This is a genomic window from Streptomyces sp. NPDC028308, assembly GCF_055565855.1.
In genome coordinates this window covers 399,468-425,507 of record NZ_JBVHTO010000010.1, presented here as the reverse complement: position 1 = coordinate 425,507, position 26,040 = coordinate 399,468, and the positions used below count along the sequence as shown (strand labels likewise).

At 73.3% G+C, this 26,040-nt stretch carries 25 protein-coding genes and 1 riboswitch; of the genes, 14 read left to right on the top strand and 11 right to left on the bottom strand.

Translation table 11 applies throughout. The annotated features are described in order from the left end of the window. Positions 1 to 88 precede the first annotated feature (88 nt). Positions 89 to 246: riboswitch (SAM riboswitch) on the top strand. 17 nt (positions 247 to 263) lie between these two features. From thrC to ACZ4VA_RS24920, 5 genes are all read left to right on the top strand, one after another. Next, positions 264 to 1,568 (top strand): threonine synthase, encoded by a 1,305-nt coding sequence (gene thrC, locus ACZ4VA_RS24940; RefSeq protein WP_355783839.1) that lies wholly within the window; start codon positions 264 to 266, stop codon positions 1,566 to 1,568. After that, complete coding sequence (locus ACZ4VA_RS24935) at positions 1,565 to 1,843, top strand: MoaD/ThiS family protein (protein WP_355783842.1); 279 nt, start codon at positions 1,565 to 1,567, stop codon at positions 1,841 to 1,843. Before thrC ends, ACZ4VA_RS24935 begins: the two co-directional genes overlap by 4 nt. A gap of 409 nt (positions 1,844 to 2,252) precedes the next feature. Continuing rightward, the gene (locus ACZ4VA_RS24930; protein WP_005315736.1) at positions 2,253 to 2,456 is read left to right on the top strand and encodes a cold-shock protein; all 204 of its coding nucleotides are present in this window, start codon (positions 2,253 to 2,255) and stop codon (positions 2,454 to 2,456) included. A 402-nt stretch (positions 2,457 to 2,858) separates the two neighbouring features. Beyond that, positions 2,859 to 4,484 (top strand): chaperonin GroEL, encoded by a 1,626-nt coding sequence (gene groL / locus ACZ4VA_RS24925; RefSeq protein ID WP_355783845.1) that lies wholly within the window; start codon positions 2,859 to 2,861, stop codon positions 4,482 to 4,484. 227 nt (positions 4,485 to 4,711) lie between these two features. Continuing rightward, the gene (locus tag ACZ4VA_RS24920; RefSeq protein ID WP_356174527.1) at positions 4,712 to 5,833 is read left to right on the top strand and encodes an NADH:flavin oxidoreductase; all 1,122 of its coding nucleotides are present in this window, start codon (positions 4,712 to 4,714) and stop codon (positions 5,831 to 5,833) included. Between the two features lie 73 nt (positions 5,834 to 5,906). On the opposite strand, the gene ACZ4VA_RS24915 is transcribed toward ACZ4VA_RS24920, so the two are convergent. Next, a complete protein-coding gene (locus ACZ4VA_RS24915; RefSeq protein WP_356174524.1) occupies positions 5,907 to 6,116 on the bottom strand; it encodes a DUF397 domain-containing protein in 210 nt (69 codons plus the stop codon). Further along, entirely contained in the window at positions 6,097 to 6,939 is an 843-nt protein-coding gene (locus ACZ4VA_RS24910; protein ID WP_468082537.1) for a helix-turn-helix domain-containing protein, read from the bottom strand. The genes ACZ4VA_RS24915 and ACZ4VA_RS24910 overlap by 20 nt, the downstream gene beginning before the upstream one ends. Positions 6,940 to 7,053: 114 nt before the next feature. On the opposite strand from ACZ4VA_RS24910, the gene ACZ4VA_RS24905 reads away from it, so the two are divergent. Then, a complete protein-coding gene (locus ACZ4VA_RS24905) occupies positions 7,054 to 7,290 on the top strand; it encodes a hypothetical protein (RefSeq protein ID WP_468082536.1) in 237 nt (78 codons plus the stop codon). Next, positions 7,287 to 7,487, top strand: coding sequence for a hypothetical protein (locus ACZ4VA_RS24900; protein WP_355781947.1), 201 nt, complete (start codon positions 7,287 to 7,289; stop codon positions 7,485 to 7,487). Before ACZ4VA_RS24905 ends, ACZ4VA_RS24900 begins: the two co-directional genes overlap by 4 nt. Positions 7,488 to 7,539: 52 nt before the next feature. On the opposite strand, the gene ACZ4VA_RS24895 is transcribed toward ACZ4VA_RS24900, so the two are convergent. The 4 genes from ACZ4VA_RS24895 to ACZ4VA_RS24880 form a co-directional block, all read right to left on the bottom strand. Then, the gene (locus tag ACZ4VA_RS24895; protein ID WP_355781918.1) at positions 7,540 to 8,127 is read right to left on the bottom strand and encodes a hypothetical protein; all 588 of its coding nucleotides are present in this window, start codon (positions 8,125 to 8,127) and stop codon (positions 7,540 to 7,542) included. 79 nt (positions 8,128 to 8,206) lie between these two features. Continuing rightward, a complete protein-coding gene (locus ACZ4VA_RS24890; protein ID WP_389390883.1) occupies positions 8,207 to 9,655 on the bottom strand; it encodes a PTS transporter subunit EIIC in 1,449 nt (482 codons plus the stop codon). Between the two features lie 152 nt (positions 9,656 to 9,807). Next, entirely contained in the window at positions 9,808 to 10,827 is a 1,020-nt protein-coding gene (gene murQ, locus ACZ4VA_RS24885; protein ID WP_355781924.1) for an N-acetylmuramic acid 6-phosphate etherase, read from the bottom strand. A 102-nt stretch (positions 10,828 to 10,929) separates the two neighbouring features. Further along, entirely contained in the window at positions 10,930 to 11,853 is a 924-nt protein-coding gene (locus tag ACZ4VA_RS24880; protein ID WP_355781927.1) for a MurR/RpiR family transcriptional regulator, read from the bottom strand. 55 nt (positions 11,854 to 11,908) lie between these two features. Here ACZ4VA_RS24880 and ACZ4VA_RS24875 point away from each other — a divergent pair, with 55 nt between their 5' ends. Together ACZ4VA_RS24875 and ACZ4VA_RS24870 are read left to right on the top strand one after the other, a co-directional pair. After that, positions 11,909 to 12,289 (top strand): hypothetical protein, encoded by a 381-nt coding sequence (locus tag ACZ4VA_RS24875; RefSeq protein WP_355781930.1) that lies wholly within the window; start codon positions 11,909 to 11,911, stop codon positions 12,287 to 12,289. Further along, positions 12,286 to 12,558: a DUF4031 domain-containing protein gene (locus tag ACZ4VA_RS24870; RefSeq protein WP_355781933.1), complete on the top strand. Its 273-nt coding sequence runs from the start codon at positions 12,286 to 12,288 to the stop codon at positions 12,556 to 12,558. The genes ACZ4VA_RS24875 and ACZ4VA_RS24870 overlap by 4 nt, the downstream gene beginning before the upstream one ends. 34 nt (positions 12,559 to 12,592) lie before the next feature. Here the strand turns inward: ACZ4VA_RS24870 and ACZ4VA_RS24865 are convergent, their stop codons facing one another. Both ACZ4VA_RS24865 and ACZ4VA_RS24860 read right to left on the bottom strand, forming a co-directional pair. Then, on the bottom strand, positions 12,593 to 13,801 hold the full coding sequence (locus tag ACZ4VA_RS24865; protein ID WP_468082535.1) for a Cmx/CmrA family chloramphenicol efflux MFS transporter: 1,209 nt from the start codon (positions 13,799 to 13,801) through the stop codon (positions 12,593 to 12,595). Positions 13,802 to 13,909: 108 nt separating this feature from the next. After that, positions 13,910 to 14,596: an HD domain-containing protein gene (locus tag ACZ4VA_RS24860; RefSeq protein WP_355781938.1), complete on the bottom strand. Its 687-nt coding sequence runs from the start codon at positions 14,594 to 14,596 to the stop codon at positions 13,910 to 13,912. A 57-nt stretch (positions 14,597 to 14,653) separates the two neighbouring features. On the opposite strand from ACZ4VA_RS24860, the gene ACZ4VA_RS24855 reads away from it, so the two are divergent. Both ACZ4VA_RS24855 and ACZ4VA_RS24850 read left to right on the top strand, forming a co-directional pair. Next, complete coding sequence (locus ACZ4VA_RS24855; RefSeq protein ID WP_356174514.1) at positions 14,654 to 15,337, top strand: maleylpyruvate isomerase family mycothiol-dependent enzyme; 684 nt, start codon at positions 14,654 to 14,656, stop codon at positions 15,335 to 15,337. A gap of 116 nt (positions 15,338 to 15,453) precedes the next feature. Next, positions 15,454 to 16,152, top strand: a complete 699-nt coding sequence (locus ACZ4VA_RS24850; protein WP_468082534.1) for a copper homeostasis protein CutC — start codon at positions 15,454 to 15,456, stop codon at positions 16,150 to 16,152. 511 nt (positions 16,153 to 16,663) lie between these two features. Here ACZ4VA_RS24850 and ACZ4VA_RS24845 read toward each other — a convergent pair. Beyond that, positions 16,664 to 18,703: a HelD family protein gene (locus ACZ4VA_RS24845; protein WP_468082533.1), complete on the bottom strand. Its 2,040-nt coding sequence runs from the start codon at positions 18,701 to 18,703 to the stop codon at positions 16,664 to 16,666. A gap of 298 nt (positions 18,704 to 19,001) precedes the next feature. Between ACZ4VA_RS24845 and ACZ4VA_RS24840 the strand changes: the two genes are divergently transcribed. The 3 genes from ACZ4VA_RS24840 (at position 19,002) to ACZ4VA_RS24830 (ending at position 21,573) form a co-directional block, all read left to right on the top strand. Beyond that, positions 19,002 to 19,184: a hypothetical protein gene (locus ACZ4VA_RS24840; RefSeq protein ID WP_356174508.1), complete on the top strand. Its 183-nt coding sequence runs from the start codon at positions 19,002 to 19,004 to the stop codon at positions 19,182 to 19,184. A gap of 663 nt (positions 19,185 to 19,847) precedes the next feature. After that, positions 19,848 to 21,179 (top strand): glycosyltransferase 87 family protein, encoded by a 1,332-nt coding sequence (locus ACZ4VA_RS24835; protein WP_468082532.1) that lies wholly within the window; start codon positions 19,848 to 19,850, stop codon positions 21,177 to 21,179. Between the two features lie 106 nt (positions 21,180 to 21,285). Continuing rightward, entirely contained in the window at positions 21,286 to 21,573 is a 288-nt protein-coding gene (locus tag ACZ4VA_RS24830) for a hypothetical protein (protein ID WP_356239271.1), read from the top strand. Between the two features lie 30 nt (positions 21,574 to 21,603). Here the strand turns inward: ACZ4VA_RS24830 and ACZ4VA_RS24825 are convergent, their stop codons facing one another. Both ACZ4VA_RS24825 and ACZ4VA_RS24820 read right to left on the bottom strand, forming a co-directional pair. After that, positions 21,604 to 23,247 carry a DNA repair helicase XPB gene (locus tag ACZ4VA_RS24825; protein WP_355790565.1) on the bottom strand — a complete coding sequence of 548 codons (1,644 nt, stop codon included), beginning with the start codon at positions 23,245 to 23,247 and terminating at the stop codon, positions 21,604 to 21,606. Positions 23,248 to 23,339: 92 nt separating this feature from the next. Then, positions 23,340 to 25,952 carry a helicase-associated domain-containing protein gene (locus ACZ4VA_RS24820; protein ID WP_356239274.1) on the bottom strand — a complete coding sequence of 871 codons (2,613 nt, stop codon included), beginning with the start codon at positions 25,950 to 25,952 and terminating at the stop codon, positions 23,340 to 23,342. Positions 25,953 to 26,040: the final 88 nt, after the last annotated feature.

Sequence of the window (26,040 nt, the reverse complement as noted above, 5' to 3'; positions counted from 1 at the left end):
TCCTGGCCGTCGGTTACAGTCTTGAACAACGCGGATGACCATCGCATGTCCTGATCCGGGAACCGCGCGCAGATCAACAACTGAACACCGCTCATCCAGAGGGGCAGAGGGATACGGCCCGTTGAAGCCCCGGCAACCCTCCAGCCGGTCTCGTCCTGATCATCGCCGATCAGCGTCGCGAGGCTCCCGGCTAGGGAAGGTGCCAAATCCGTCTCACGGCGAAGTGCGCCGTGAGGAAGATGAGGAGAAAGGGCCTCGCCTCCATGGCTGCGCAGACAGTTGCAAGCACCACGAACTCCCCCTCCGCCGCGGACTCCGTCGATCTCGGCCCCGCCGCCGCCCTCTCCTGCCGCGAGTGCGGACACCGCGTGCCGCTCGGCCCGGTCTTCGCCTGCGAGGAGTGTTTCGGCCCGCTGGAGATCGCCTACGACTTCTCGGACTACGACACCGAGGACCTCCGCAAGCGCATCGAGGCGGGACCCGCGAACATCTGGCGCTACGCGCCCCTGCTGCCCGTCCCGGCCGACGTCGCCGACAAGCCGAACATCAACCCGGGCTGGACCAAGCTCGTGCAGGCCGACAACCTCGCCCGCGAGCTTGGTGTCGAGGCCGGCAAGCTGTTCGTCAAGGACGACTCCGGCAACCCGACGCACTCCTTCAAGGACCGCGTCGTCGCGCAGGCCCTGGAGGCCGCCCGCGCCTTCGGCTTCACCACGCTCTCCTGCTCCTCCACCGGGAACCTGGCCGGCGCCGTCGGTGCCGCCGCCGCCCGGGCCGGCTTCCGCTCCTGCGTGTTCATCCCGCACGACCTGGAGCAGGGCAAGATCGTCATGGCCGCGGTCTACGGCGGCGAGCTCGTCGGCATCGAGGGCAACTACGACGACGTCAACCGCTTCTGCTCCGAGCTCATCGGCGACCCGGCCGGCGAGGGCTGGGGCTTCGTCAACGTCAACCTGCGGCCGTACTACGCGGAGGGCTCGAAGACCCTCGCGTACGAGATCTGCGAGCAGCTCGGCTGGCGGCTGCCGGACCAGCTCGTCGTGCCGATCGCGTCCGGCTCGCAGCTCACGAAGATCGACAAGGGCCTCCAGGAGCTGATCAGGCTCGGGCTGGTCGAGGACAGGCCGTACAAGATCTTCGGCGCCCAGGCCGAGGGCTGCTCGCCGGTGTCGGTGGCCTACAAGGCGGGGCACGACGTCGTGCGGCCGCAGAAGCCGGACACGATCGCCAAGTCGCTCGCCATCGGCAACCCGGCCGACGGGCCGTACGTCCTCGACATCGCGCGCCGGACGGGCGGCGCGGTGGAGGATGTCGACGACGGCCAGATCGTCGACGCGATCAAGCTGCTGGCGCGCACCGAGGGCATCTTCGCCGAGACGGCGGGCGGGGTGACCGTGGGCGTCACGAAGAAGCTGATCGAGAGCGGCGCCCTGGACCCGGCGCTGACCACGGTCGTCCTCAACACCGGTGACGGCCTCAAGACCCTCGACGCGGTGGCCGGGACCGGTCTGACCGCGACCATCCGCCCGAACCTGGACTCCTTCCGAGAGGCTGGCCTCGCATCATGAGCGTCAACGTTCGCATCCCCACGATCCTGCGCACCTACACGGGCGGCAAGGCCGAGGTCCCGGCGGAGGGCGCGACCCTCGCCGAGGTCATCTCGGACCTGGAGAAGAACCACACGGGCATCGCCGCGCGCGTCCTGGACGACCAGGGCAAGCTGCGCCGCTTCGTGAACGTGTACGTGAACGACGACGACGTGCGTTTCGAGCAGGGCCTGGAGACGGCGACGCCCGACGGCGCCGGCGTCTCGATCATCCCGGCCGTGGCCGGCGGCTGCTGACGACGCACCGTTCAACCGGATTGCCCTCTCCGTGAGAGAAACGGAGGGGGCAATTCTGCATGGTTGAGCGCGGTACAGTTGGGGAAGCCGCTTCGCTTTCCATGCCGGGTGCATATGAACACCGACCCGGTGCCCGATAAGAAGCAGCCAATGTACCCGGCATTTTTGAGCCTTTTACGGCATTTACGGGGCCCGACTTGCCCTGAATATGTGTGAATTCTCCACATACGGCCGATCGCCGATGCCCGGAATTCTCGTCCGATTGACCTGTTGCAGACGGCAGTTGGACAGATACATTCAGCCGCGGTCGACGCGTTCCGGCGCACACCCCCAACCGTTGGGGGGTGAGGTCTGACCCGGATCCGCGAAGTGTGGATCTGTGCAAGGGCCAGTAATAGGGGAGTTAGGCATGGCTCAGGGCACCGTCAAGTGGTTCAACGCGGAGAAGGGGTACGGCTTCATCGCGGTCGACGGTGGTGCGGACGTCTTCGTGCATTACAGCGCGATTCAGATGGACGGCTACCGCACCCTTGAAGAGGGTCAGCGAGTGGAGTTCGAGATCTCGCAGGGCCAGAAGGGTCCGCAGGCGGACATGGTCAAACTCGCCGTCTGATCTCGGCGCGATCGGCCACCGACGCACGCACTCACTCACGTCGAGGGGCCCGTATCCCATCAGGGGTACGGGCCCCTCGGGCGTTCCCGGGAGCGGCCGGGGTCCCCGCCGCTCCGGACGCGGAGGGGGTGGCTCGGGGCCGCGCAGGCGCTCGCAGGGCAGCCGCGACGCGCTCCGCGCGCCCCCTCGATAGGGCTCGCTGGGGAGGAGCACCTTGCACTCTCGGGGGTCGAGTGCTAATCATTGGCGTTAGCACTCTGAAGGTGAGAGTGACAACGAAGGACCGGGTCGGTGAGGCCCGCAGGCCATGTGGGGCAAGGAACCACGAGGCAGGCAGGCCGTCCGTCGCGGGCGCCAGCGCGGTCCGGAGCAATCCACCCCAGTCCGGGAGGACCACTTCACATGGCCAAGATCATCGCGTTCGACGAGGAGGCACGGCGCGGTCTCGAGCGCGGGATGAACCAGCTCGCCGACGCCGTCAAGGTCACCCTTGGTCCCAAGGGTCGCAACGTCGTCCTCGAGAAGAAGTGGGGCGCCCCCACGATCACCAACGATGGTGTTTCCATCGCCAAGGAGATCGAGCTCGAGGACCCGTACGAGAAGATCGGCGCCGAGCTGGTCAAGGAAGTCGCGAAGAAGACGGACGACGTAGCCGGTGACGGCACGACGACCGCGACCGTCCTGGCCCAGGCGCTGGTCCGCGAGGGCCTTCGCAACGTCGCCGCCGGCGCCAACCCGATGGCTCTCAAGCGCGGTATCGAGAAGGCCGTCGAGGCCGTCTCCGGTGCCCTGCTGGAGCAGGCGAAGGATGTCGAGACCAAGGAGCAGATCGCTTCGACGGCCTCCATCTCCGCCGCCGACACCCAGATCGGCGAGCTCATCGCCGAGGCGATGGACAAGGTCGGCAAGGAAGGCGTCATCACCGTCGAGGAGTCCCAGACCTTCGGTCTGGAGCTGGAGCTCACCGAGGGTATGCGCTTCGACAAGGGCTACATCTCGGCGTACTTCGCCACCGACATGGAGCGTATGGAGGCCGTCCTCGACGACCCGTACATCCTGATCGCCAACTCGAAGATCAGCAACGTCAAGGACCTGCTGCCGCTCCTCGAGAAGGTCATGCAGTCCGGCAAGCCGCTGCTGATCATCGCCGAGGACGTCGAGGGCGAGGCCCTGTCGACCCTGGTCGTCAACAAGATCCGTGGCACCTTCAAGTCCGTCGCCGTCAAGGCCCCGGGCTTCGGTGACCGCCGCAAGGCCATGCTCGGCGACATCGCCATCCTCACGGGCGGCGAGGTCATCTCCGAGGAGGTCGGCCTCAAGCTGGAGAACGCGGGCATCGACCTGCTCGGCCGCGCCCGCAAGGTCGTCATCACCAAGGACGAGACCACGATCGTCGACGGCGCCGGCTCCGCCGACCAGGTCGCCGGCCGGGTCAACCAGATCCGCGCCGAGATCGAGAACTCCGACTCGGACTACGACCGCGAGAAGCTCCAGGAGCGTCTGGCGAAGCTGGCCGGCGGCGTGGCCGTCATCAAGGCCGGTGCCGCCACGGAGGTCGAGCTCAAGGAGCGCAAGCACCGCATCGAGGACGCCGTTCGCAACGCGAAGGCGGCCGTCGAGGAGGGCATCGTCGCCGGTGGTGGCGTGGCCCTGCTCCAGGCCTCCTCGGTCTTCGAGAAGCTGGAACTGACGGGTGACGAGGCGACCGGCGCCAACGCCGTGAAGCTCGCCCTGGAGGCCCCGCTCAAGCAGATCGCCGTCAACGGCGGTCTCGAGGGTGGCGTCATCGTCGAGAAGGTCCGCAACCTGCCCGTCGGCCACGGTCTCAACGCCGCGACCGGTGAGTACGTGGACATGATCGCCGAGGGCATCATCGACCCGGCGAAGGTCACGCGCTCTGCCCTGCAGAACGCCGCGTCCATCGCCGCGCTGTTCCTCACCACCGAGGCCGTCATCGCCGACAAGCCCGAGAAGGCCGCCGCCGGCGGCGCCCCGGGCGGCATGCCGGGCGGTGACATGGACTTCTGATCCTTCCGGATCAGGCTCGTCCTTTCCGAGGGCGGCACCCCTTCCCGGGGGTGCCGCCCTCGGGCGTTTCCGGGGCGGGAGCCCCCGCCCACGTGGCCGGGATCACACCGCGGCACGGCGAGGACACGGAATGCCGCGGCGCCGGGGACCGTTGTCGAGAGGGTGGGTCAATGCACGTGCACATACCCACCGGAATGTCCGTCTTCCCCGCCCCGAGGAGCCCTCACGTGACAGCCGACGCCGCGTCCCGCGCAGCCGAGATCCTTTCCCGACCCGTGTCCCTGAACGGCCTGACCGTCCCGAACCGGATCGTGATGGCACCGATGACCCGGCAGTTCTCGCCGGGCGGTGTACCCGGTGAGGACGTGGTCGGCTACTACGCGCGGCGCGCCGCCGCGGGCGTGGGCCTCATCGTCACCGAGGGCACCTACGTCGGCCACGAGTCCGCCGGCCAGAGCGACAGCGTGCCGCGCTTCCACGGCGAGGAGCAGCTCGCGGGGTGGACGAAGGTCGCCGACGCCGTGCACGCGGCCGGCGGCACGATCGTGCCGCAGCTGTGGCACATCGGCATGGTCCGCCGGGCGGGCGAGCCGCCCTTCGCCGACGCCCCCGCGGTCGGCCCCTCCGGCATCCACACCGCCGGCGCCGAGCCCAAGGGCAAGGCCATGACCCAGCAGGACATCGACGACGTCATCGAGGCGTTCGCCAAGGCAGCCGCGGACGCCGAGCGCATCGGCTTCGACGGCGTCGAGCTGCACGGCGCCCATGGCTACCTGCTCGACCAGTTCCTGTGGTCCGGCACCAACCGGCGCACCGACGCGTACGGCGGCGACCCGGTGGCCCGTGCGAAGTTCGCAGCGGAGATCGTCGCCGCGGTCCGGGACGCCGTCTCGCCCGAGTTCCCCGTCCTGTTCCGCTACTCGCAGTGGAAGCAGCAGGACTACGACGCCCGCCTCGCCGAGACCCCGGAGGAGCTGGAGGCCATCCTCGCCCCGCTCGCCGCGGCCGGCGTGGACGCCTTCCACGCCTCCACGCGCCGCTACTGGGTGCCCGAGTTCGACGGGTCCGACCTGAACCTCGCCGGCTGGACGAAGAAGCTCACCGGCAAGCCCGCCATCTCCGTCGGCTCGGTCGGCCTGGACGGCGAGTTCCTCAAGGCCTTCCAGGGCGAGGGCTCCTCGGTCCGCGGCATCGACGACCTGCTCGACCGGCTGGAGCGCGACGAGTTCGACCTCGTCGCGATCGGCCGCGCGCTGCTCCAGGACCCGGAGTGGGCGGCGAAGGTCCTGGCCGGCCGCTACGACGAGCTGAAGGCGTACGACGCGGCGGCGCTCGGCTCGCTGAGCTGACCCCGCCCGTATCGAGGGGCGGTGCCTGCCGTGACGCGGGCGCCGCCCCCTCTTTTTTTGGGTCCCGCTCCGGTCAGCCGTCGGCGCCGACGTGCCCGACAAACACCGCCCACGCGGAGACGCCGAAGGCGATCACCGGGCCGAGGTTCTTCGAGTCCCGCACGGGGACCAGTGTGGGGTGACCATCGGCGACTTCGAGGCAGTCGCCACCGGCACCGTTGCTGTAGCTGGACTTGTGCCATGTGACCGAACTCAGTTCGTACTCATGGGTGTTGTTCTCCATGCTCGTAATCATGGGCCAAGGTCTCGATCAGGGCCAGCGAAGCCGCAGGCGCCAGTGCCGTCGCCTGGAGGAGGCTGAAGGTGAGGCTGTGCCGGGCCACGGCTGCCGGGTCGTCCTCCAGTTTCCCCATGTCGATTCCTTCAACGAAGCACAGAGGGGATGCGTCATCGAACTCCATGAGCTTCAGCGAGCCGCCCAAGCCGGCATGGGCACCGGCGTCGAACGGCAGTACCTGCATGATGATCCGGCTGCGGCGCGCCAAGTCCGCGATGTGGCGCAGAGCCTCTGCCATCGCCGCCGGCCCACCGATCGGGCGTCGGAGCGCCGCCTCGTCCAGGACCACCCACAACAACGGCGTTGTTGGATCGTCGAGGAGCCGGGTCCGCTCCATCCGGGTAGCCACCAACTCCTCGATCTGAGCGTCCGGAAGCGTCGGCCGGTAGCTGCGGAACAGCGCCTCGGCGTATGCCGGGGTCTGTAAAAGGCCGGGGATGAGCAGCGGGATGTAGTGCCTGATCGACGTTGCGATCGTCTCTGCCTCCGCCGCCTCGGCGAAGTGGTCCGGGTACCGGGACCTGGCCAGCGCCCGGCAGTTGCGCTCGAAGAACCCCTTGGTCCCGAGGATCTCGTCTATCTGGACGGCGTATTCGAGGTGCAGCCGCCGTGTCCCGGCCTCCAGCTGGCCGATGAACGAACCGCTCACGAAGAGCGGTTCGCCCAGCTCGGCCTGGCTGAGGCCCGCGTTCTCGCGGGCGTGCCGCAACTCCGCCCCGATCATGGCGCGGGGCGAGGACGCGGGGTCGAGGTCCTTCGGTCCGGGCATGGCAACTCCCTGTCACACAGCCTGGGTTGTTGAGACGCCGTCTCTGGCCAGGTTAGGGGCCCCCGACCACGCTGAGTACCGAACACGAACACTCAGCGTGGAGGGAACGCTCCGATGGAGATGACACCGGGTACACACGTACGGCCGACGGAGGAGATCGTGGCGGAGTTGCGGGCGGCGCTGGCCGGAGTCGGCGTGGTGCTGCCGTCGCTGCGGATCGATCCGGTGAGCGGCGCGAGCGACGAGCCGTTCGCCCTGGTCGCGCTCGGCCGGTGCAACGTGGGCACCGCGCGGAAGCTGGCCGCCGTGCTCCGCGGCCGCGGCACCGCCGACGAGGGCGGTGGCGCGTGAGCGAGGAGTACGCGATCGACACGCGCGACGGCCGGCTCGGCCGGGTGATGGGACACGAGGGCGGCCTCGTACAGCTGCGGCCGCCCGGCGGCGGGCGGGAGTGGGACTGCCCGCCGGAGGCGCTGGCGGAGGCCCCGCCGGGGGAGGTGCTGCGGGCGCGGGTGCGGCGGCTCAACGCGGAGGCGCGCCTGCCGTGACCGCGCGGAAGGGGGCCGGAGCCGGGACGGCCCCCGTCCGCTCCCGGTCCGCCTACAGGTTCCCCATCGGCTCGATGTCGATCTTGACGGGGGTGCCCCAGATCCGCAGGACCTCGTAGTCGGTGAACTCGTGGACCAGGCGGTAGGCCATCCCGGGGCGGGGGGACCTGCGCTCGGCGGCGAGGTAGCGCTCGGCCTCGTGGCGGTCGCGGCGGGGGGTGCCGCACAGCTGCCATGCCTGGCCGTTCCACACCTCCGGCAGCCAGCGCTGCTGGGGCTGGGGGCGGTCGGCGCGGACGCCGTAGCGGGACTGGGTGCGGTCGGGGGAGTCGTCGGGTCCGCCGGGGCGGCCGTGCGCGAAGGAGCCGTTGACCTCGGAGCGGCGGGCGGCCCGGCGCCGGGTCTCGCACAGCAGGCACAGGTCGACGGCGCCCTCGTCCACCGGCCCGGTCGGGTGCTCGGCGCAGCGCGTGGTGGGCACCGCCGTGGTGACGGTCTCCTCCAGCAGGTCCAGGGCCCGCTTCAGGTCGGCCTTGACCTCGTGCAGCTTCGCGTCGGGGCTGTCGGCGCCGAGCGCCTCGCCGTGCTCGCCCAGCAGCCGCAGCGCGCGGCCCAGGGCGGTCAGCTGTGCGTGGTTCATGGGCGTGCGGTGTCCCTCCCGGGGCGGAGTGCTGTCCTACGAGAATCGCACACGCCGCCGACAGCGCGGGCCGGGCCGGTCAGCGCGGGGCCGCCGCCGTGTCCGCCGCTGTATCCGCCGCTGTGTCCGCCGGGGCCCCGGCCGGCCGTTCGACGGAGCCGAGGCCGAAGAAGTACGTCGCGGCGAAGCCGACCAGGTAGCCCGTGAGGAGGCCGCCCGCGTAGACGGCGGCGGTGAGGGTCAGGCTCCGGTTGCCGGAGAGGAGGGGGAACAGGGCCCAGCCCGACGGGCCGATCGCGGTCGAGCCGACCGTGTCGCCGACCATCGAGAAGAACCCGACGAACGCGCCGCCCGCCGCGCCGCCCGCGCAGGCCGTCACGAACGGGCGCCCGAGGGGCAGCGAGACGCCGTAGATGAGCGGCTCGCCCACCCCCAGCAGGCCCGCGGGGAGCGCCGACCGGATCGTCGTGCGCAGGGCGTGGTCGTGGCGCAGCCGGACGTAGACCGCCAGGGCGGCGCCGACCTGGCCCGCGCCCGCCATGGCCAGGATGGGCAGCAGGACGGTGTAGCCCTGCTGCTCGATGAGGGTCGTGTGGATCGGGATCAGCGCCTGGTGCAGGCCGAGCATCACCAGCGGGAGGAACAGGCCGCCGAGCACCAGTCCGGCGAAGGCGCCGGTGTGGCCGAGGAGCCAGTCCGCGCCCGTGCCGATCGCCGCGGAGACCTCGCCGGCCGCGTACATCAGCCCGTAGACGGTGACGAGGCCGGCCACGAGCACGGTGACGGTCGGGGTGAGCAGCACGTCGAGGGCGTCCGGGACCCGGCCGCGGCACCACTTCTCGACGTACGTCGCGAGGAGCGCCGCGGCCAGTGCGCCGAGGACGCCGCCCTGGCCCGGCGCGAGCGTGGTGCCGAAGACGGTCACCTTGGCGACGCCCGCGTACACGACGATCGCCGCGACGGCGCCGCCGAGGACGGGGGTGCCGCCGAACTCCTTCGCGGTGTTGAGGCCGACGAAGACGGCGATGAGCGCCATGAACCCGGAGGCGACCGCGGTGAGGGCGGGCGTGAGGGAGGCGAGCAGGCCGAGATTCACGAGCAGGCCGTTGAGGCCCGCGATGACGCCGCAGCCGATCAGCGCCGGGATCAGCGGGACGAAGATGTTCGCGACGCGGCGCAGCAGCAGCTTGAACGGTGTCGCGTTGCGTTCCCGGCGGGCGGCCCTGAGCCGGGCCCCGCGGCTCTCCAGGGTGTCGGCGGCCGTGGGGGCGGCGGCGACGAGCGCCTCGAACTCCGGGGTGATCCGGGCGACCGCGCCCGGGCCGAGGACGATCTGGTACGTGTCGTCGTCCACCACGCCGAGGACGGCGGGCAGCGCCCGCAGGGCGTCCTCCCGCACCCGCGTCCGGTCCCGCAGGCCGAGCCGCAGCCGGGTCATGCAGTGGGCCACGGACACGACGTTCGCGGCGCCCCCGACGAGGGGGAGGATCGCGGCGGCGGTGGCACGGGGGGTGGCTTCAGTGCTCATGCGGGCCTTGCTGTGCGGGAGGGACGGCGCCTGACGCCCATGGTGCCCCGCCCGTGCCGTGGCGGCCCGCGCGGCACGCTGAGCGCCGTCACCCGGCGCCCGCCCCGCACGGCCCGGGACCTCGCGGTGCCGGGCCGTCCGGGCGGCCGTGCTCAGTCGTGGTTGGCCCGCAGGGCGGCCCTCAGGTGACCGTCGCTGGTGTCGAGGAGACGGGCGGCCGTCGCGGCGTCGACCTCGCCGAGGATCGTCAGGATCGCGGTCTTGACCTCACCGTCCGTGGCGGCGAGCGCCGACTCGATCTCCTCGTCCGAGGCGCCGGTCGCCAGCGCGACGATGCGGCGGGAGCGCGCCCGGAGCTTCTCGTTCGAGGCGCGGACGTCGACCATCAGGTTCCCGTACGTCTTGCCGAGACGGATCATCGTGATCGTCGAGAGCATGTTCAGGACGAGCTTCTGGGCGGTGCCCGCCTTCAGCCGGGTGGAGCCGGTCAGCAGCTCGGGGCCCACCACGATCTCGATGCCGTGGTCCGCGGCGGCGGCGAGCGCGCTGTCCGCGTTGCACGACAGGCCCACCGTCAGCGCGCCCCGGGCGCGGGCGTGCTCGACGGCGCCGACGGCGTACGGGGTGCGGCCCGAGGCGGAGACGCCGACCACGGTGTCGTCGGCGGTCAGGGCCAGGGCGTCCAGATCGGCCGCGGCGAGCTCCCGGGAGTCCTCCGCGCCCTCGACGGAGGTGACCATCGCGCTCGGGCCGCCCGCGATCAGGCCGACGACCTGCGCGGGGTCGGTGTTGAACGTGGGCGGGCACTCGGAGGCGTCCAGCACGCCGAGCCGGCCGGCCGTGCCCGCGCCCGCGTAGATCAGCCGGCCGCCGCGGGACATCCGCTCCGCGATGGCGTCGATGGCCTCGGCGACGAGCGGCAGCCGGTCCGCGACCGCGGCGGGCACGGAGGCGTCCTCGCCGTTCATCAGGCGGGCGATCTCGAGCGTCGGCAGCCGGTCGATCTCGGACAGCTCGGGGCGGAACGCCTCGGTGGTCAGGGTCTCCAACTGCGCGCGCAGACCGCGGTAGTCGTCGCCCCCGTCCGGGTCGCGGGGGTCGGCGTCACCCGGGGCGCGGTCGTCGTCGCGCAGGTCGCGGTGGTTGGAGGAGGCGTCGGCGGTGGAGGTCATGTGGAGCGGCTCTTTCCGGTGCTTTCCGCGCGTACGGGCGGGGCGTGCGCGCGTTCCGTGGATGCGTCGTCGGAGCTACGGGGATGGGCGGGCCGGTCGCGGTCAGCGGTGCGAGCCGCGCGGGCTGTGGCGGTGGGCCAGCGCCTCGTAGGAGGCGGAGAGCGCGGGCGCCGCGGTCTCGTAGGTCCGCTGGGCGACCCCCACGAACAGACAGTCCACGACGAGCAGTTGGCTCGTGCGGGAGGACATCGCGGCGGGCCGCAGCTCGCTCTCGCGGGCCGTGGAGGTGGTGAGGATGTGGTCCGCGTACTGCGTGACGGGTCCGTCCGGGCGGCCGGTGATCGCGACCGTCGTGGCCCCGTGCTCGAAGGCGACCCGCAGGGGCTCGATGACGTCGCCGGTGGAGCCCGAGTGCGTGATGGCTATCGCCACGTCCTTGGCGCGCAGCTGCACCGCGTTGGTGACGGCGAGGTGCGGGTCGCTGTGCGGGTGGGCTATGAGCCCGATGCGCAGCAGCTTCTGGGCGAGGTCCTGGGCGACCAGGCCGGACGCGCCGACGCCGTAGATGTCGACGCGGCGGGCGGCGGCGAGCGCGGTGACGGCGGCACCGAGCTGGACCGTGTCGAGTCCGGCCGCGGTGTCGGCGAGCGTCTGCTGCTCGTCGTAGGCGAGTTTGGCGACGACGTCGGCGATCGGGTCGTCGACCGCGATGTCCGCGGTGACGGCGGGCGCCCGCCCGGACTGCTGCTGGGCGGCCAGACCGGCGAGCGCGAGCCGCAGGTCCCGGTACCCCGGGTAGCCGAGGAGGCGGGCGGTGCGGACCACCGTCGCCTCGCTGGTGCCGGTGAGTTCGGCGAGGCCGGTGACCGTGAGGGCCGCGCAGCCGGCCGGGTCGCCGGCGACGGCCTCGGCGACGCGCTGCATGGAGCGCGTCATCGACGGGGCCAGCGTGCGCACCTTGGCCGCGAGGGCGGCGGGGGCGGGCGGAGCCTCCCCGGCGAAAATTTCCTTCACGTCATGGGTCACCAATGAAAGATATTTTCCTTTGGGGCATACGGTCAAGGGTGCGCACAATAGGTGCATGGACCCCATCAGCCCCCTGGAGCAGGCGCTGCACGCGGCGCGCGCGCTCGTGCTCGCCGACCTGATAGCGGGCGAGGTCGCCCAGGCGGACGTCGTCTCCCTCGTCGAGGAGTCGGTGGCGCAGCGCCGCTGGTGGGTCGAGCAGTGGCCGGAGGGCGCGGGCTACGTGGCGGGACTCGTCGCGCAGGACGTCCAGGACGCCCTGCTGGACCGGCACGGCCGGTGGCCGCTGTGCCCGGTCTGCGGCTCGGGCGACCCGCACGCGCTCGACGTGGAGCCCGAGTTGGGGCCCGACCCGCACTGGGTCTGCCACAAGGCGGGGGTGAAGGTCGCCTCCGTCGGTTCGCTGGGCCCCGCCGCCGGGAAGCCCTCGTCGTGACGGTGTACATCGACCCGCCCAACTGGCCCGGGCACGGGCGGATGTGGTCCCACCTCGTCAGCGACGTCTCGTACGAGGAACTGCACGCCTTCGCCGAGGAGTTGGGCGTCCCGCGGCGCGCCTTCGAGCGGGACCACTACGACATCCCCGCGCACCGCTACCCGGACGCCGTGCGGGCGGGCGCGGTCGAGGTCGGCAGCCGTGAGGTCGTCCGGCTGCTGTACGGCTCCGGACTGCGCAGGCGCAAGAAGTGGGCGGGACCCCGCTGAGACGTCCGCAGGCCCCGCCGGAGCGGCGGGTGCCTCACACCTCGGTGCGGACCGGATGCGGCGCCGAACCGGCCCCGGCGACCACGCGGGAGGCCCGGGTGCGCCGGTGCAGCCGCAGGGAGACGAGCACCACCGCGAGTCCGGCCACCGTCAGCGCGGCGCCAGCCCACGCCGTGGCGGCGTAGCCGAGGCCCGCGTCGATCACCGTGCCGCCGAGCCAGGGCCCGCCGGTGTTGCCCAGGTTGAAGGAGGCCGTCACGGTGGCACCGGCCAGGGTGGGGGCGGCACTCGCGACGTCGAACATCCGGGAGTTCAGCGCCGGTGCCGTGTAGAAGCAGGTGACGCCGAGGACGAAGGACAGGACGACCGCGGCGACGGCGTACTGGCCGAGGAGGGCGAGCGCGGCGAGGACGACCGTCGAGGCCGTGATGCCGCTGACCAGCACACCGAAGAGGTGCGCGTCGGCGAAGCGCCCGCCGATCGTCGTCCCGATCAGCGCGCCGACGCCGAACAGCGCCAGCACCGTCGGCACCCAGCCGTCGTCGAGACCGGCCACGTCCGTCAGGAGCGGGGCGAGGTAGCTGAACGCGCAGAAGACACCGCCCGCCGCCAGCGCGGTGACGGTGACCGAGAGCAGCACCTGGGGATCGCGGTAGATACGCAGTTCCCGCTTGAGCCGCGGCTTCTCGTCCGGCAGCGGGATGCGCGGGATCAGCGTGGCCACCCCGGCCAGGGCGACTGCGGAGGCCGCGCCCACGGCCCAGAACGCCGACCGCCAGCCCAGGTGCTCGCCGAGGAAGGCGCCGGCCGGGACACCGAGGACGTTCGCGATCGACAGCCCGCCGATCATCACCGCCAGGGCACGGGCCCGCGCCGTCGCCGGGACCATCGCGACGGCCACCGCGGCGCCCACCGCCCAGAAACCGGCGCAGGCCAGCGCGCTCACCACCCTCGACGCGAAGAGCACCCCGTACGTCGGGGCCAGCGCGCCCGCGACCTGGCCGAGGCCGAACACCGTGATCAGCGCGAGCAGCGTGGTGCGGCGCGGCAGCCGCAGCGTCGCCACGGCCAGCAGCGGCGCGCCCACCACCATGCCGATCGCGAACGCCGAGATGAGCAGTCCCGCCTGCGGGATCGTGACGCCCATGTCGTCGGCGATGGGCGGGAGCAGCCCGGACAGCATGAACTCGCTCGTGCCGAGCGCGAAGACGGAGAGCCCGAGTATGTAGATGGCCAAGGGCATGCGGGGGCGATCGACGGGTGCGGGCATATCAGGGTGCAACGACCGGCGGCCGGAGCGCATTCCCGGCCGGACCCGGCCACGCGGTGACCCGGAGGCGCGGGGCGGCCCTCACGCGGTGAGCGCCGCCAGCTCCTCTCGCAGGTTCCCGCGGGCCCGCTCCTCCCACGCCTGCGCGCCGTACGGGGTGCGGAACAGCCGGGGCAGGTCCAGCAGGTGCCGCAGGACGTCGGCCCGGCCCGCGCGGAAGGCGTCCGGGGGGACGAAGGCGTACTCCTCGCGGACGGCGGCCGCGTACGCGGCGTACGCGTCCGGGGGCGAGGCCAGCACCGCGAGGTCGGCGTCGCACAGGACGGCGCCGTTCGCGTCGCCCTCGCCGGGGTCGTGGCCGACGGTGAGGCGGACGAGCCGGGCGACCTCGGCGGTACGGGCCCCGTCGACGCCCAGCTCCGGCAGCGCCCGTTCGGCGAGCCGGGCGGAGCGCTCCTCGTTCGTCGAGCGGTCCGGCAGGTAGACCGCGTCGTGGAACCACGCCGCCAGCCGCACCGCGGCCGGATCACCGGCGTACTCCTCCAGGACGTCGATGCGGTCCAGGACCGCCAGGAGGTGGTCGGTGGTGTGGTAGCGCCGCTGCGGCTCGGCCCAGCGGCGGAGCAGGTCCTCGGCGTACGGGCGGGGAGAGGGGTCCGCCGCCCCGGGGTCCGGTGTGCGGGCCGCCGCGACCGCCGCCGCCCAGCGCCGTACCAGGTCCTCGTGCGCGGGATGCCGCCGCGCCGTCCCCGTCTCGTCCTGTGCCATGCCCGCCATTGTCCCCGGCACCCCCAGCGGGCGCCGCCGACCCCTACTTTGGTGGGCATGACTCTCGCGGACGTGCCAGACGTGTCGGACGTACGGGACCCGGAACTGCCCGGGCGGTTGCTCCGCACCGAACGTGACCTGCTGATCCCGCTGCTGCGGGCCCGCCCCGAGGCGGACTTCGCGCTGCGCACCGCCTGCCCCGGGTGGACCGTGCGGCACGTGCTCGCGCACTGCGGGGCCGTGCTGACCCGGGTGGTGGAGCGCCGTTTCGAGAAGGGGGTGTTCGAGCCCGAGGCCAACGACCGGGACATCGCCGAGCGGGACGGGCTGCCGGTGGAGCGGATCGTGGACGAGCTGGAGCGGGGGATGACGGAGGCGGGACCGGTGATCGCCCGGGCCGGCGGCGTCCTCGACGCGGTCGCGCTCGGCGAGTGGGTACACGCCGGGGACGTGCGCGAGGCGTTCGGGGAGCCGGGGGCGTACGGGGGCGAGGGCCTGCCGTACGCCCTCGCGCTGCTTTCCCGGGTCACCCGGGAGCGGGACCACGTCCCCCTGCACGCCGACCTCGACGGCCTGGACGAGCCGCTGCGGCTCGGGCGCCCCTCGGGCACCCGCCCGCCGGCCCGGTACATCGGGGACGCGCCCACCCTCGTACGGCTGTACGCGGGCCGCCCCCTGGTGGGCACGCGGTACGAACTCGCCGGGGCGGCCGAGGCGGAGCTGAACGTCTTCGGGAACTGACCGCGTGAAGCGGGTGGCGGCCGCCCGCCACTCGCGCGATCTTCTCGCGGGCGCACGCGCTACGGGCGTAGTCTTGGATTGGACTAGACCTGTAGCCGCCCAAGGGAAGAGGTCCTATGAGCAAGCGTGCGGTCCTGGAGGTGATCGCCCTCGACGTCGAGGACGCCGTCGCCGCCCAGGCGGGAGGCGCCGACCGCCTCGAACTGGTCACCGACATGGCCGCCGACGGGCTCACCCCCGCCTTGGAGACGTTCGCCGGGATCCGCGCCGCCGTCGACATCTCGCTGCGCGTGATGCTGCGGCTGGCGGACGGCTTCGCGGCGGGCGGCGCCGAGGGGACCGCCGCGCTCGTCGCGACCGCGCGGGAGATGCGGGCCGCCGGCGCCGAGGAGTTCGTCCTCGGCTTCCTGGACGAGCAGGGCGGCCCGGACCTCGCCGTCGTGGAGCGGATCGCCGCCGAGCTGGACGGATGCCGGTGGACGTTCCACCGCGCGATCGACCGGGCCGCCGACCGCGACGCCCTGCGCAAGCAGCTCGCCGACCTGCCGGGCCTGGACGCCTATCTGACGGCCGGCTCCGCCGACGGCGTCGACGACGGACTGCCCACCCTCCTCGCGGAGGCGGCCCGCCGCGGCGAACCCGGCTACGAGCCGCAGGTCCTCGTCGGCGGCGGCCTCCGCCTCGACCACGTGCCCCGGCTGCGCGCGGCCGGCGTGGACGCCTTCCACATCGGCGGAGCGGCCCGCCCCGGCGGCTGGACGGCCCCGGTCGCCGCGGAGGCGGTCCGCGAGTGGCGGACGGCCCTGGACGCGTGACCCCGGCCGGACGGGAAACCTGACCGGACGTCACCGCCTCCTGCGGGCATGCCGGTTGCCGCCCCGAGCGCCGACGCCCGGGGCGCCGGTACGCCGGGGGACGGAGGGGACACGGACGCACCGGCAAGGCGCCGGAAGGCGACCGATGTCGGCGGCGGCCGTACCCGGCCGCCTGCCGGACCCCGTCCATGGGTGGGCGGAAGTCAATGGCGTCCGGCCGCCACTCGCGTGTCCGCTGCACCTGGCCGCCGTCCGGTAACTGGCCGGAAGGCGACCGGTGTTGGCGGCGGCCGTGGCCCGGACACCAGGCGGGAGCCGGCTCCGCCCGGCCGGTTTACGGCAGTCCGCCGGGCCCGGTCCACGGGTGGGCGGGGTCCGTGGTGTCCGGCCGCCAATCGCGTGTCCGCTGCACCTGGCCGCCGGGCGGCAACGGGCCGGAAGGCGACCGATGTCGGCGGCGGCCGTACCCGGCCGCCGGACGGGGCACCTGAGCGCTTGTTGCCCGGCGGATTCAGTCGAGTTGGGGTGGCAGGGGGGCCGTGTGGGTGACGATGAGGCCCGAGACGGCTCGGGTCAGGGCCACGTACAGGCGGCGCAGGCCGGTGCGTTCGTCGGGCTCGCCGTCGACCACGGCCCGCGGCTCGTCCAGCACCACGTAGTCGTACTCCAGGCCCTTGGCCAGCGAGGCCGGCACGAGGGTGAGCCGGGCGTCCGCGGTGGTCTCCTCACCCGGGTCCAGGCAGGGGATCCCGGCCGCCGCCAGCGCCTCCGCCAGCGCCGGGACCCGGGCGTCGGCGGCGATCAGGCCGATCGACCCCTCCCGGCGCAGCGACTCGGCGCAGGCGGCGACCACGTCCTCGACGGCGCCGACCTCCCGCACCTCGAAGGACCCCGGGTTCTCCCGCACCGACGCCACGGGCGTCAGCCCCGGCGCGATGTACGGCAACAGCCGGGACGCGTACGTGATCACGTCGGTGGGGACACGGAAACCGGCCGTCAGCTCCTCCACGACGGCCTCGGTCTTGCCCAGGTGCGCGAGCGCCTCCTCCCAGCTCCGCGTCGCCCAGGGCGTCGTCCCCTGCGCGAGGTCGCCGAGCACGGTCGCCGAACCGGTGGTGCAGCGCCGCCCGACCGCCCGGTACTGCATGGGCGACAGGTCCTGCGCCTCGTCGAGCACCACGTGCCCCAGCGAGTGCGTGCGCCGGACGAGATCGGTCGCCTCGTCGATCAGCACGGCGTCCGCGGCGGACCACTTGGCGCTCTTCACGCTGCGCACCGGCTTCGCCCAGAGGATCGCCTTCTGCTCCTCCTCGTCGAGGAGCCCACCGGCGTGCGCGGCGAGGAAGTCCGCGTCGGACAGCAGCCGCAGGACCAGCTTCGCCGGGTCGACGGGCGGCCAGATCGCCTTGACCGCCGCCTTGACGGCGCTGTTGCGGGCGACGGCGTCCTGCACCCGGTCGTCCGGGGCCTCGCCCGCCCGCTCCATCTGCACGAGGACGGCGTGCGCGATGCGCTGCGGCAACGCCTCGCCCGCGGCGCCGTACCGGATGTCACGCTCCGTCAGTTCCCGGACGATCTCCTCCAGTTCGTACACCGGGACGCGCCAGCGCCGGGAGCCGCGCACCACCACGACCGGCTCGGCGGGCGGCGTGACGTGCGAGCGGACGGCCCTGCGCAGCACCTCGGCCATCCGCGCGTCGCCCTTCACGACGGCGGCCGTGGCGTCGTCCGTGCCGCGCACCTCCACATGGGCCACCAGGTCGTCGACCGTGGCCTGCCGGACCTCCAGCTCGCCCAGCGCCGGCAGGACCTGCTCGATGTAGTGCAGGAAGGACCGGTTCGGCCCGATCACCAGGGTGCCGGTGCGGGCGAGCCGGTCCCGGTGCGCGTACAGCAGGTACGCGACCCGGTGCAGACCCACCGCCGTCTTCCCGGTGCCGGGGCCGCCCTGCACGCACACGGAACCGGAGAGGCCCGCGCGGACGATCTCGTCCTGCTCGGGCTGGATGGTCGCCACGATGTCGCGCATCGGGCCGACACGCGGCCGCTCGATCTCCTGCTGGAGCAGCTTGCTGGTGGCCGCGGCCTCGGCGGGGTCGGAGAGGTGCTCGTCCTCGTACGCCGTGAGGTCGCCGCCCGTGTAACCGAAGCGGCGGCGCAGCGCCACGTCCATCGGGTCCTTCTTGGAGGCCCGGTAGAACGGCTGGGACACCGGGGCGCGCCAGTCGATGACCATGGGGTCCCCGTCGGCGTCGTGCACGTGCCGGCGCCCGATGTAGAACCGCTCGCCCTCCGCGCCCTCGGCCCGGTCGGCGCCGGGGGCGTGGAGGTAGTCGAGGCGGCCGAAGAACAGCGGGGTGTGGCTGAGGTCGGCGAGGGCCGCGATGCGCTGGTCGATCTGGTTCTGCAGGACCACCGCGTTCACCCAGTTCGCGGTGACGTCCTTGATGTCGAGCGACTCCACGTCCTCCCGCATGGCGCGCAGCGCCGCACGGGACTCCGCGAGGTGCGACCGTTCGCGGACGAGGGGATCGTCGGTTTCTTCGGGCATGGGGGACACGGGTGTTGCCTCCGGGGAACGGGCTGCGTCGCTGGTGGTCTGCCGTCCGGTTTCCGTCCGGACGGCGGCACTCCGTGAAGGGAGGCGGGCAAGAGCGGAGATCCTAGGTGAAGACGGGTGGCGGGTGCCAGCCGATTTCGGGGTCGCGACCCCGAGTTTCCTTAGGGGTACCGGGCGCCCGGGTCACTCCCGAGGGGGAGAGGGCGCGGCCCGCAGGCGTAGGCAAAGGGCGCCGAGGTTACATCGGAAGACCGACGTATCCGCTGTGTCCGGATTCCATGATGGAAGCATGAGTGCAGCGACCTTCACACCCCACCGCGTCCCGCCGAGTGGTGCGACCGCGCTCGACAGCGGCCACCATCGGCATCGTCTCGGCGACGCCCTGCGCGCCGTCAAGGTCTTCGCGACCGCCGCCGTCGGCGTCGTCCTGCTCGGCGAATACGGCGAGGAAGCCGGCGTCCACCGCCGCTGACTGGCCCCGCCTCCCTGCGGGGTACCAACGGTGCACCGTCCGGGTGAGCCCCCTCACCCACGTACATCCAGCGCCGGCGCTGCGGTGACGTCGAGGCGAGTCGGCGAGCCCGGCGCCAGGGGGTGCCGCCCGCGCAGGCCCACTCCCCCTGACCCGCATCAGCACCCAGCACTTGGGCCGGCGTCGAGGTGGGTCGGCGAGCCCGGCGCGAACGGGGAGCCGCCTGCGCCCACCCGTGCCGCCGCAGCGGCACGATTGCCCGCAGCTGGGGCGGGCGGCCCGCCGGCGCCAGCCGGGTGGGTGGGCGCCACCCCTCGCCGCACGCCCGTCCGCCAGGTGGCGCCGCCCACCGGCCCGCACCGGAGCCCTCGGGCCCGCGCCCCCGCAGCTCAGCCCCCACGGCCCGCAGTCGCCCTGCGACCGAAGGGGCCGTGCCGGTACATCAAATGGCCGTCGAGACGGGGACGTACCCGACCGAGGAACGCTGGTGACGGACGCCCACAACAACTACCGACGGCCGGATGTACCGGCACGGCCCCGACCCACCCACCGGCCCCACCGCGCCCGACGCCCACCGGACGCCGCGCCCGCCTGCCTGCCTGCCCGGACGTACCCCGTGCGCCGCGCCCCCGTCCCGACCCGCGCGGACACTAGGGTCCCTGGGTGACCCGACGGAACGTGACCCTCCGTGCACTGGCCGCGACCCCCGCCGCGGCGGGCACGCTGTTCGCCCTCTCCCTCACCGCCTTCGTCGCGCTGTGCGTCCTCCAGCGCGCCCCCATGGCGGACGCCCTCGTCTACCGGGCCGAGGGCGCGGCCGTCGTCACCGGCAGGGACCTGTACGGCTTCACGGTCACCGAATGGCGGCTGCCCGCCACGTACCCCCCGTTCGCGGCGCTCCTGTTCGTGCCCACGGCCTGGCTCCCACCGCTCGCCCTCAAGGCGGCCTTCGTCGCGGGCAACACCGCGCTGCTGGCGCTCCTCGTCAGACTCTCCTGCCGCTTCGCCGGTCTGCCCGCCGGCACCTCCCGGGTGTGCACCGCCACCGCCCTCGCCCTGTGGCTCGAACCCGTCTTCCAGACCGTGCTGTTCGGGCAGATCAACCTCGCCCTCGCCTGCCTCGTCCTGTGGGACCTGAGCCGCCCGCAGGGCGCCCGGGGCCGGGGGATCGCCGTGGGCATCGCGGCGGGGGTGAAACTGACCCCCGTCCTCTTCGTCGCGTACCTCCTGTTCACCCGGAGCCGGCGCCCTCCCACCCTCCCCGGGGCCCGGTCCCGGGACGGGCTGACCGCGCTGACGTCGTTCCTCGGCACCGTCCTGCTCGGCGCCGTCGTACTGCCCGCCGCGAGCGTCGACTTCTGGACCCGCCGCCTCCTCGAGACCGGCCGGATCGGCAAGGTGTGGATCGTCGACAACCAGTCGCTCCAGGGGCTCCTCGCACGGGCCCTCGGCGACCCCGCCCCGGGCGCGGCCTGGGCACTCGTGGCGGTGCCCGCCGCCTGCGCCGGCCTCCGGCTCGCGTGCCGCGCCACCGACACCCGCCTCGGCGTCCTGGCGACGGCCGCCACCGCGCTGCTGGTCTCGCCGGTCAGCTGGTCGCACCACTGGGTGTGGTGCGTACCGCTCCTCGCGTTCCTGCTCGCCGAGGGCCGCACCGGCCTCGCCGCGCTGGCGACGGCCGTCTTCACGGCGCGCACCCTGTGGCTGGTCCCGCACGAGGGCGACCTGGACCTGCACCTGCCCTGGTGGCAGCAGCTCGCGGCGTCGCCGTACCCCCTGCTGGCGGCGGCCCTCCTGGCCGCGGCCGGGGCGGCGGCCCCGCACCGCACCCGGCGCCGCACCCCCGCACCGGTTGAGTACGACGCCCCGTACCCGCTGAGTATCCGCGCCGGTGTGCCGGCACCGCGCGGGACGATCCAATGCGGGCATGACGACACCGCACCTCGCGTCCCGGCCCACCGCGCAGCCGCGAACGACCCCGCTCCCGGCGGATGAACCGCCGCGAACGACCCCGCCTCCGGCGGATGAACGGCCACGAACGACCCCGCCTCCGGCGGATGAACCGCACCGCCGGGCCTGGCTGGCGCCCGTCACGGCCTCCGTGCTCCTGCTGCTGCTCGGCCCGGCCGCACTCGCCCTCGGCGGCCTGTCCTTCATGGCCACGGACAGCTGCGGCCCCGACCACTGCTCCCCGGCCCTCATGGACTCCCTGGCCGTGATCGGGTGGCTGCTCTACTTCGGCGGCCCCTTCAGCACCGTGTTCCTGGTGGCGTCGTGGGCGCTGCCCTGGAAGCGACGCTGGGCGGGCACCCGGGCCTGGGCCGCCTGCGGCGCACTGCTGCCGCCGGTGACCGTGCTGTTCCTGGTGCTCACCCTGCCCGCGCCCTGAACGGGGCCCTGAACGGCGCCCTGAACCGCGTCAGCTGTCCGCGAGCAGCTCGTCCGCGTCCACGATCCGGTACGCGTACCCCTGCTCCGCCAGGAACCGCTGGCGGTGCGCCGCGAAGTCCTGGTCGATGGTGTCGCGGGCCACGACCGAGTAGAAGTGCGCCTGGTGGCCGTCGGCCTTCGGCCGCAGCACACGCCCCAGGCGCTGCGCCTCCTCCTGCCGCGACCCGAAGGTGCCCGACACCTGGATGGCGACCGTGGCCTCCGGCAGGTCGATCGAGAAGTTCGCGACCTTCGACACCACCAGCACGCTGATCTCGCCCTGCCGGAAAGACTCGAAGAGCTTCTCGCGCTGCGCGTTCGACGTCTCGCCCTTGATGACCGGCGCGTCGAGGTGCTCGCCCAGCTCGTCGAGCTGGTCGATGTACTGGCCGATGACGAGGATCTGCTGCCCGGCGAACTTGCGGACAAGCGCCTCCGTGACCTTCCGCTTGGTCGCGGTGGTCGCACAGAACCGGTACTTCTCCTCGGTCTCCGCCGTGGCGTACGCGAGCCGCTCGGAGTCGGTCAGATTGACCCGCACCTCCACGCAGTCGGCGGGCGCGATGTACCCCTGCGCCTCGATCTCCTTCCACGGCGCGTCGAACCGCTTCGGCCCGATCAGCGAGAAGACGTCCGACTCCCGGCCGTCCTCCCGGACCAGGGTGGCGGTCAGCCCGAGCCGGCGGCGCGCCTGGAGGTCGGCGGTGAACTTGAACACGGGCGCCGGCAGCAGGTGCACCTCGTCGTAGACGATCAGCCCCCAGTCCCGCGAGTCGAACAGCTCCAGGTGCGGATACACACCCTTCCGCCGGGTCGTCAGCACCTGGTACGTCGCGATGGTGACCGGCCGGATCTCCTTGCGCGTACCGCTGTACTCGCCGATCTCCTCCTCCGTCAGCGACGTCCGCTTCACCAGCTCGTGCTTCCACTGGCGGGCCGAGACGGTGTTCGTGACGAGGATCAGCGTGGTCGCCTTGGCCTGGGCCATGGACCCGGCGCCCACCAGCGTCTTGCCCGCGCCACAGGGGAGCACGACCACACCCGAGCCGCCGTGCCAGAAGTTCTCCACGGCCTGCTTCTGGTACGGCCGCAGCGCCCAGCCGTCCTCCGCCAGCTCGATCGGATGCGCCTCGCCGTCGACGTACCCGGCGAGGTCCTCCGCCGGCCAGCCCAGCTTCAGCAGCGTCTGCTTGATCTGCCCGCGCTCGGAGGGGTGCACGGCGACGGTGTCGGCGTCCAGCCGGGCACCGACCAGCGGCGCGACCCGCTTCGACCGCAGGATCTCCTCCAGCACCGGCCGGTCGGTCGTCGTCAGGACCAGCCCGTGCGCCGGATGCTTGCTGAGCGTCAGCCGCCCGTAGCGGTCCATCGTCTCGGCGATGTCCACCAGCAGCGCGTGCGGCACCGGATAGCGGCTGTACTCCACCAGCGCGTCCACGACCTGCTCCGCGTCGTGGCCCGCCGCGCGCGCGTTCCACAGCCCGAGCGGCGTCAGCCGGTAGGTGTGGATGTGCTCCGGAGCCCGCTCCAGCTCCGCGAACGGAGCGATCGCCCGACGGCAGTCGTCCGCCCGCTCGTGGTCGACCTCGAGGAGCAGGGTCTTGTCCGACTGGACGATGAGGGGTCCGTTCACGCGAGTGCCCTTTCCGGTCCCGGCCCGCATCCGAGGCGTGCGGCCAAACGTCCAGTGTGCCGTACCCGGGTCCGATCAGGTCGAGGCCGCCGTCAGGGCCGCTCGTCCGCCAGCTCCGCGACACCCGTGACCCGGTGCAGCGGATAGGTGCGCACCTCGTCCGCCGTGTGGTCGTACGCCGTCACGAAACCCCCCTCCACCCGGACGGGGGCGATGACGCGCTGACTGGCGGCGCCCTCCGCGTTCACGTACCCGATCCACAGGCTCTCCCCGGTCAGGACGGCGGCCTGCATGGTCGCCAGCGTCTCGGCGGCGCTCGTGCGGGGCAGCTCACCGGCCGCCCCCGGGTCGGCGTCCGCAGGGGTCCTGCGCGGAGCCGTCGACGCCAGGTCACCGGCGCGGACGGCCCGGATCGCGGCACCCAGCAACGTCGCGTCCGGTACCGGCGGACCCTCGGGGACCGGCTCGGGAGCCGACCGCGGCGGCGTGCGGCGGGCATGCGCACGCGTGATCAGCACATCGCCCTCCGCGGACTCGGCCGCCGGCGCGAACCCCATCGCCCGCAGCCCCTCCAGCAGCGCCGCCGGATCCGCCTGCGCCGCCAGCACGGTCGGCGCCAGCCGACGCAGCCGCAGACCGGCCGAGCGCTTGTCCGCGAGGATCTCGTTCAGCAGCGCGTCGTCGTCGCACCGCACGTACGCCGACGCCGCACCGATCCGCAGATGACCGTGGCGGCGCGCCACGTCGTCGATCAGATAGGCCAGCGGCTGCGGCACCGGCGTGCGCGAGTGCTCGGCCAGGAACGCGTGCAGGTCCGACGCCGCCCGGCCCGCGTCCAGCGCCCGCCGCACCGACCCCGGCGTGAACCGGTACACCGTCGCGCCGCCCTTGGACTCCACGTCCGCCAGCACCCCCAGCATGTCCGCCAGCGGACGGCGCAGCGGCCCCGGCGCCACCGCCGTCAGATCCGCCTGGAGCAGGACGTGGTCCAGCGGCTCCGGCAGCAACGGCGCCAGCAGCCGCGCGGCCAGCTCGGCGTCCGCGGCCCGCTCGGCCGCCGTACGCACCGCCGGCACCCCGGCTCCCGCCGGACGGCGCCGGTGAACCGGAAGCCGGTCACCCGGACCCGACGGCTCACCGTCCTCGGAGTGCCCGGCGTCCCCGCCGCCCCCGCCGTCCCCGGAGTCCGCGGCGGGCAGCCCGAGCAGCGCCCGCCCGTGCGACGACAGCGCCCCCCGCCCGGTGACACCGAGCGACTCCGCCTCCGACAGCGTCCACCGCGCCAGCCGGGTCCGCAGATCGTCGTCCGCCGCCGGCCGGGCACCGCGCAGCGGCCGCTCCCACTGGAGACGGGCCAGCAGCGAACCCGCATCAGGCGAGGCACCCTCGGGCAGCGTGCCGAGAAGCGCCAGCACCCGCTGCCTGACCTCGGGCGCAGCCGAACGGTCCAGACCCGGGCCCAGCGCCGAGAGCGTACGGTCCTTCGCGTCCCGCCCGCCCACCAGACCGGCCGTCCGGGTCGCCGCCAGCCACGCCGTCGCCAGCCGCGCCCAGCGCTCGGCCGCCGGCAGCTCCAGCCACTCGTCGTACGCCGGCGTGGCCGCGTACCGCTCGTCGGGATCACCGTCCGACGCCAGCAGCCCCGCCGCGTACGCCAGCTCCACCCAAAACGCCGCCACCGGCTCAGGCACGTCCAGCGCCACCGCCGTCCGCTTCAGGTCACGCACGCTCAGACCGCCCGCCCGCAGCACCGCCGGACCGCCCTCGTCCCAGTCCTTCAGCAGCTCCTCGACGGTCGCCAGCGCCGTGTACGCCTGCCCCGCCGCCGTCGCGTCCACCATCGACGGACGGTGAGTTGCCGCCGCCTCGACCGCCGGCGGCAACGGCCGCGTCTCCCGGTGCGCACGCCCCGCCCGCAGATGCAGCGCGACCTCCCGCGGCAGGACGACCGTCCCGGGCGCGGTCGGCAGCAGCAGCCCCCGGTCCAGCAGCAGCCGCAGCCGGGGCGCCGGATCCGCGGTCACCTGTCCGTACGGCGGACCCCAGACCAGCCGCGACAGCACCTCCAGCGAATCGGCCGGGACCTCGTCGAGCAGCGCCGACATCCGCCCCCGGTCCGTGAACAGCTCCGTCAACGCCGCCACCGCCGACACGGAGTCGTGCGTCGTCGCCAGCCCGGCCGCCGTCACGATCTCCTGGATACGCCCCGGCGACATCCCCGCCGTCGCCTCCGCGACCGTCGGCCCGAGCCCCGTCGGCGACGGATGCTGCGCGGACGGCGCCAGCAGCTCACGCGCGGTGCGCACCAGCCGCAGCCGGTCGTCCCCGCCCCACACCAACGCCTGCTCGCGGAGCGTCCCCAGCGCCTGCGGGAGCGCACCGGCCGTCACCGGGTCACGGTCGTCGCCCGCCATCAGCCCGAGCAGATCCCCGTACGCCGCCGGCTCCGGCGCCACCGCCAGCGCCTCCGCCGTCTGCAGCGCGAACCGGTCCAGCCGCTCCAGGGCACGTACGACCGAGGCACGCGTACCCGCCCGCGTCGCCAGCTGCGTGAGATCGGTGGGCACCGGCGTGATGAGATCCGGACGGGCACGCAGCAGCGCGGACAGGGAGGCGTCGTCCCGCGCACGGAGGGCCTCCGCCAGGGAGCGCGGTGCGTTCCCCGCGGGCGCGGACTCCGTCGTGGGCTGCTCCTCGGTGCTCATCCGGCCAACGGTAGCGGTTACGCCCCCCGCCGCCCCGTCCCGTCCCACACCGGACGACACCCCGGACCCGCCCACGGCACCCCCGAAC

Coding starts and splice junctions, on each gene's coding strand:
- ACZ4VA_RS24930 (WP_005315736.1), top strand. CDS start 2,253: ATGGCTCAGGGCACCGTCAAGTGGTTCAACGCGGAGAAGGGGTACGGC.
- ACZ4VA_RS24895 (WP_355781918.1), bottom strand. CDS start 8,127: ATGAACCACGCACAGCTGACCGCCCTGGGCCGCGCGCTGCGGCTGCTG.
- murQ (WP_355781924.1), bottom strand. CDS start 10,827: ATGACCTCCACCGCCGACGCCTCCTCCAACCACCGCGACCTGCGCGAC.
- ACZ4VA_RS24855 (WP_356174514.1), top strand. CDS start 14,654: ATGACTCTCGCGGACGTGCCAGACGTGTCGGACGTACGGGACCCGGAA.
- ACZ4VA_RS24905 (WP_468082536.1), top strand. CDS start 7,054: ATGGAGATGACACCGGGTACACACGTACGGCCGACGGAGGAGATCGTG.
- ACZ4VA_RS24910 (WP_468082537.1), bottom strand. CDS start 6,939: ATGCCCGGACCGAAGGACCTCGACCCCGCGTCCTCGCCCCGCGCCATG.
- ACZ4VA_RS24850 (WP_468082534.1), top strand. CDS start 15,454: ATGAGCAAGCGTGCGGTCCTGGAGGTGATCGCCCTCGACGTCGAGGAC.
- ACZ4VA_RS24840 (WP_356174508.1), top strand. CDS start 19,002: ATGAGTGCAGCGACCTTCACACCCCACCGCGTCCCGCCGAGTGGTGCG.
- ACZ4VA_RS24860 (WP_355781938.1), bottom strand. CDS start 14,596: ATGGCACAGGACGAGACGGGGACGGCGCGGCGGCATCCCGCGCACGAG.
- ACZ4VA_RS24845 (WP_468082533.1), bottom strand. CDS start 18,703: ATGCCCGAAGAAACCGACGATCCCCTCGTCCGCGAACGGTCGCACCTC.
- thrC (WP_355783839.1), top strand. CDS start 264: ATGGCTGCGCAGACAGTTGCAAGCACCACGAACTCCCCCTCCGCCGCG.
- ACZ4VA_RS24865 (WP_468082535.1), bottom strand. CDS start 13,801: ATGCCCTTGGCCATCTACATACTCGGGCTCTCCGTCTTCGCGCTCGGC.
- groL (WP_355783845.1), top strand. CDS start 2,859: ATGGCCAAGATCATCGCGTTCGACGAGGAGGCACGGCGCGGTCTCGAG.
- ACZ4VA_RS24890 (WP_389390883.1), bottom strand. CDS start 9,655: ATGAGCACTGAAGCCACCCCCCGTGCCACCGCCGCCGCGATCCTCCCC.
- ACZ4VA_RS24935 (WP_355783842.1), top strand. CDS start 1,565: ATGAGCGTCAACGTTCGCATCCCCACGATCCTGCGCACCTACACGGGC.
- ACZ4VA_RS24820 (WP_356239274.1), bottom strand. CDS start 25,952: ATGAGCACCGAGGAGCAGCCCACGACGGAGTCCGCGCCCGCGGGGAAC.
- ACZ4VA_RS24875 (WP_355781930.1), top strand. CDS start 11,909: ATGGACCCCATCAGCCCCCTGGAGCAGGCGCTGCACGCGGCGCGCGCG.
- ACZ4VA_RS24915 (WP_356174524.1), bottom strand. CDS start 6,116: ATGGAGAACAACACCCATGAGTACGAACTGAGTTCGGTCACATGGCAC.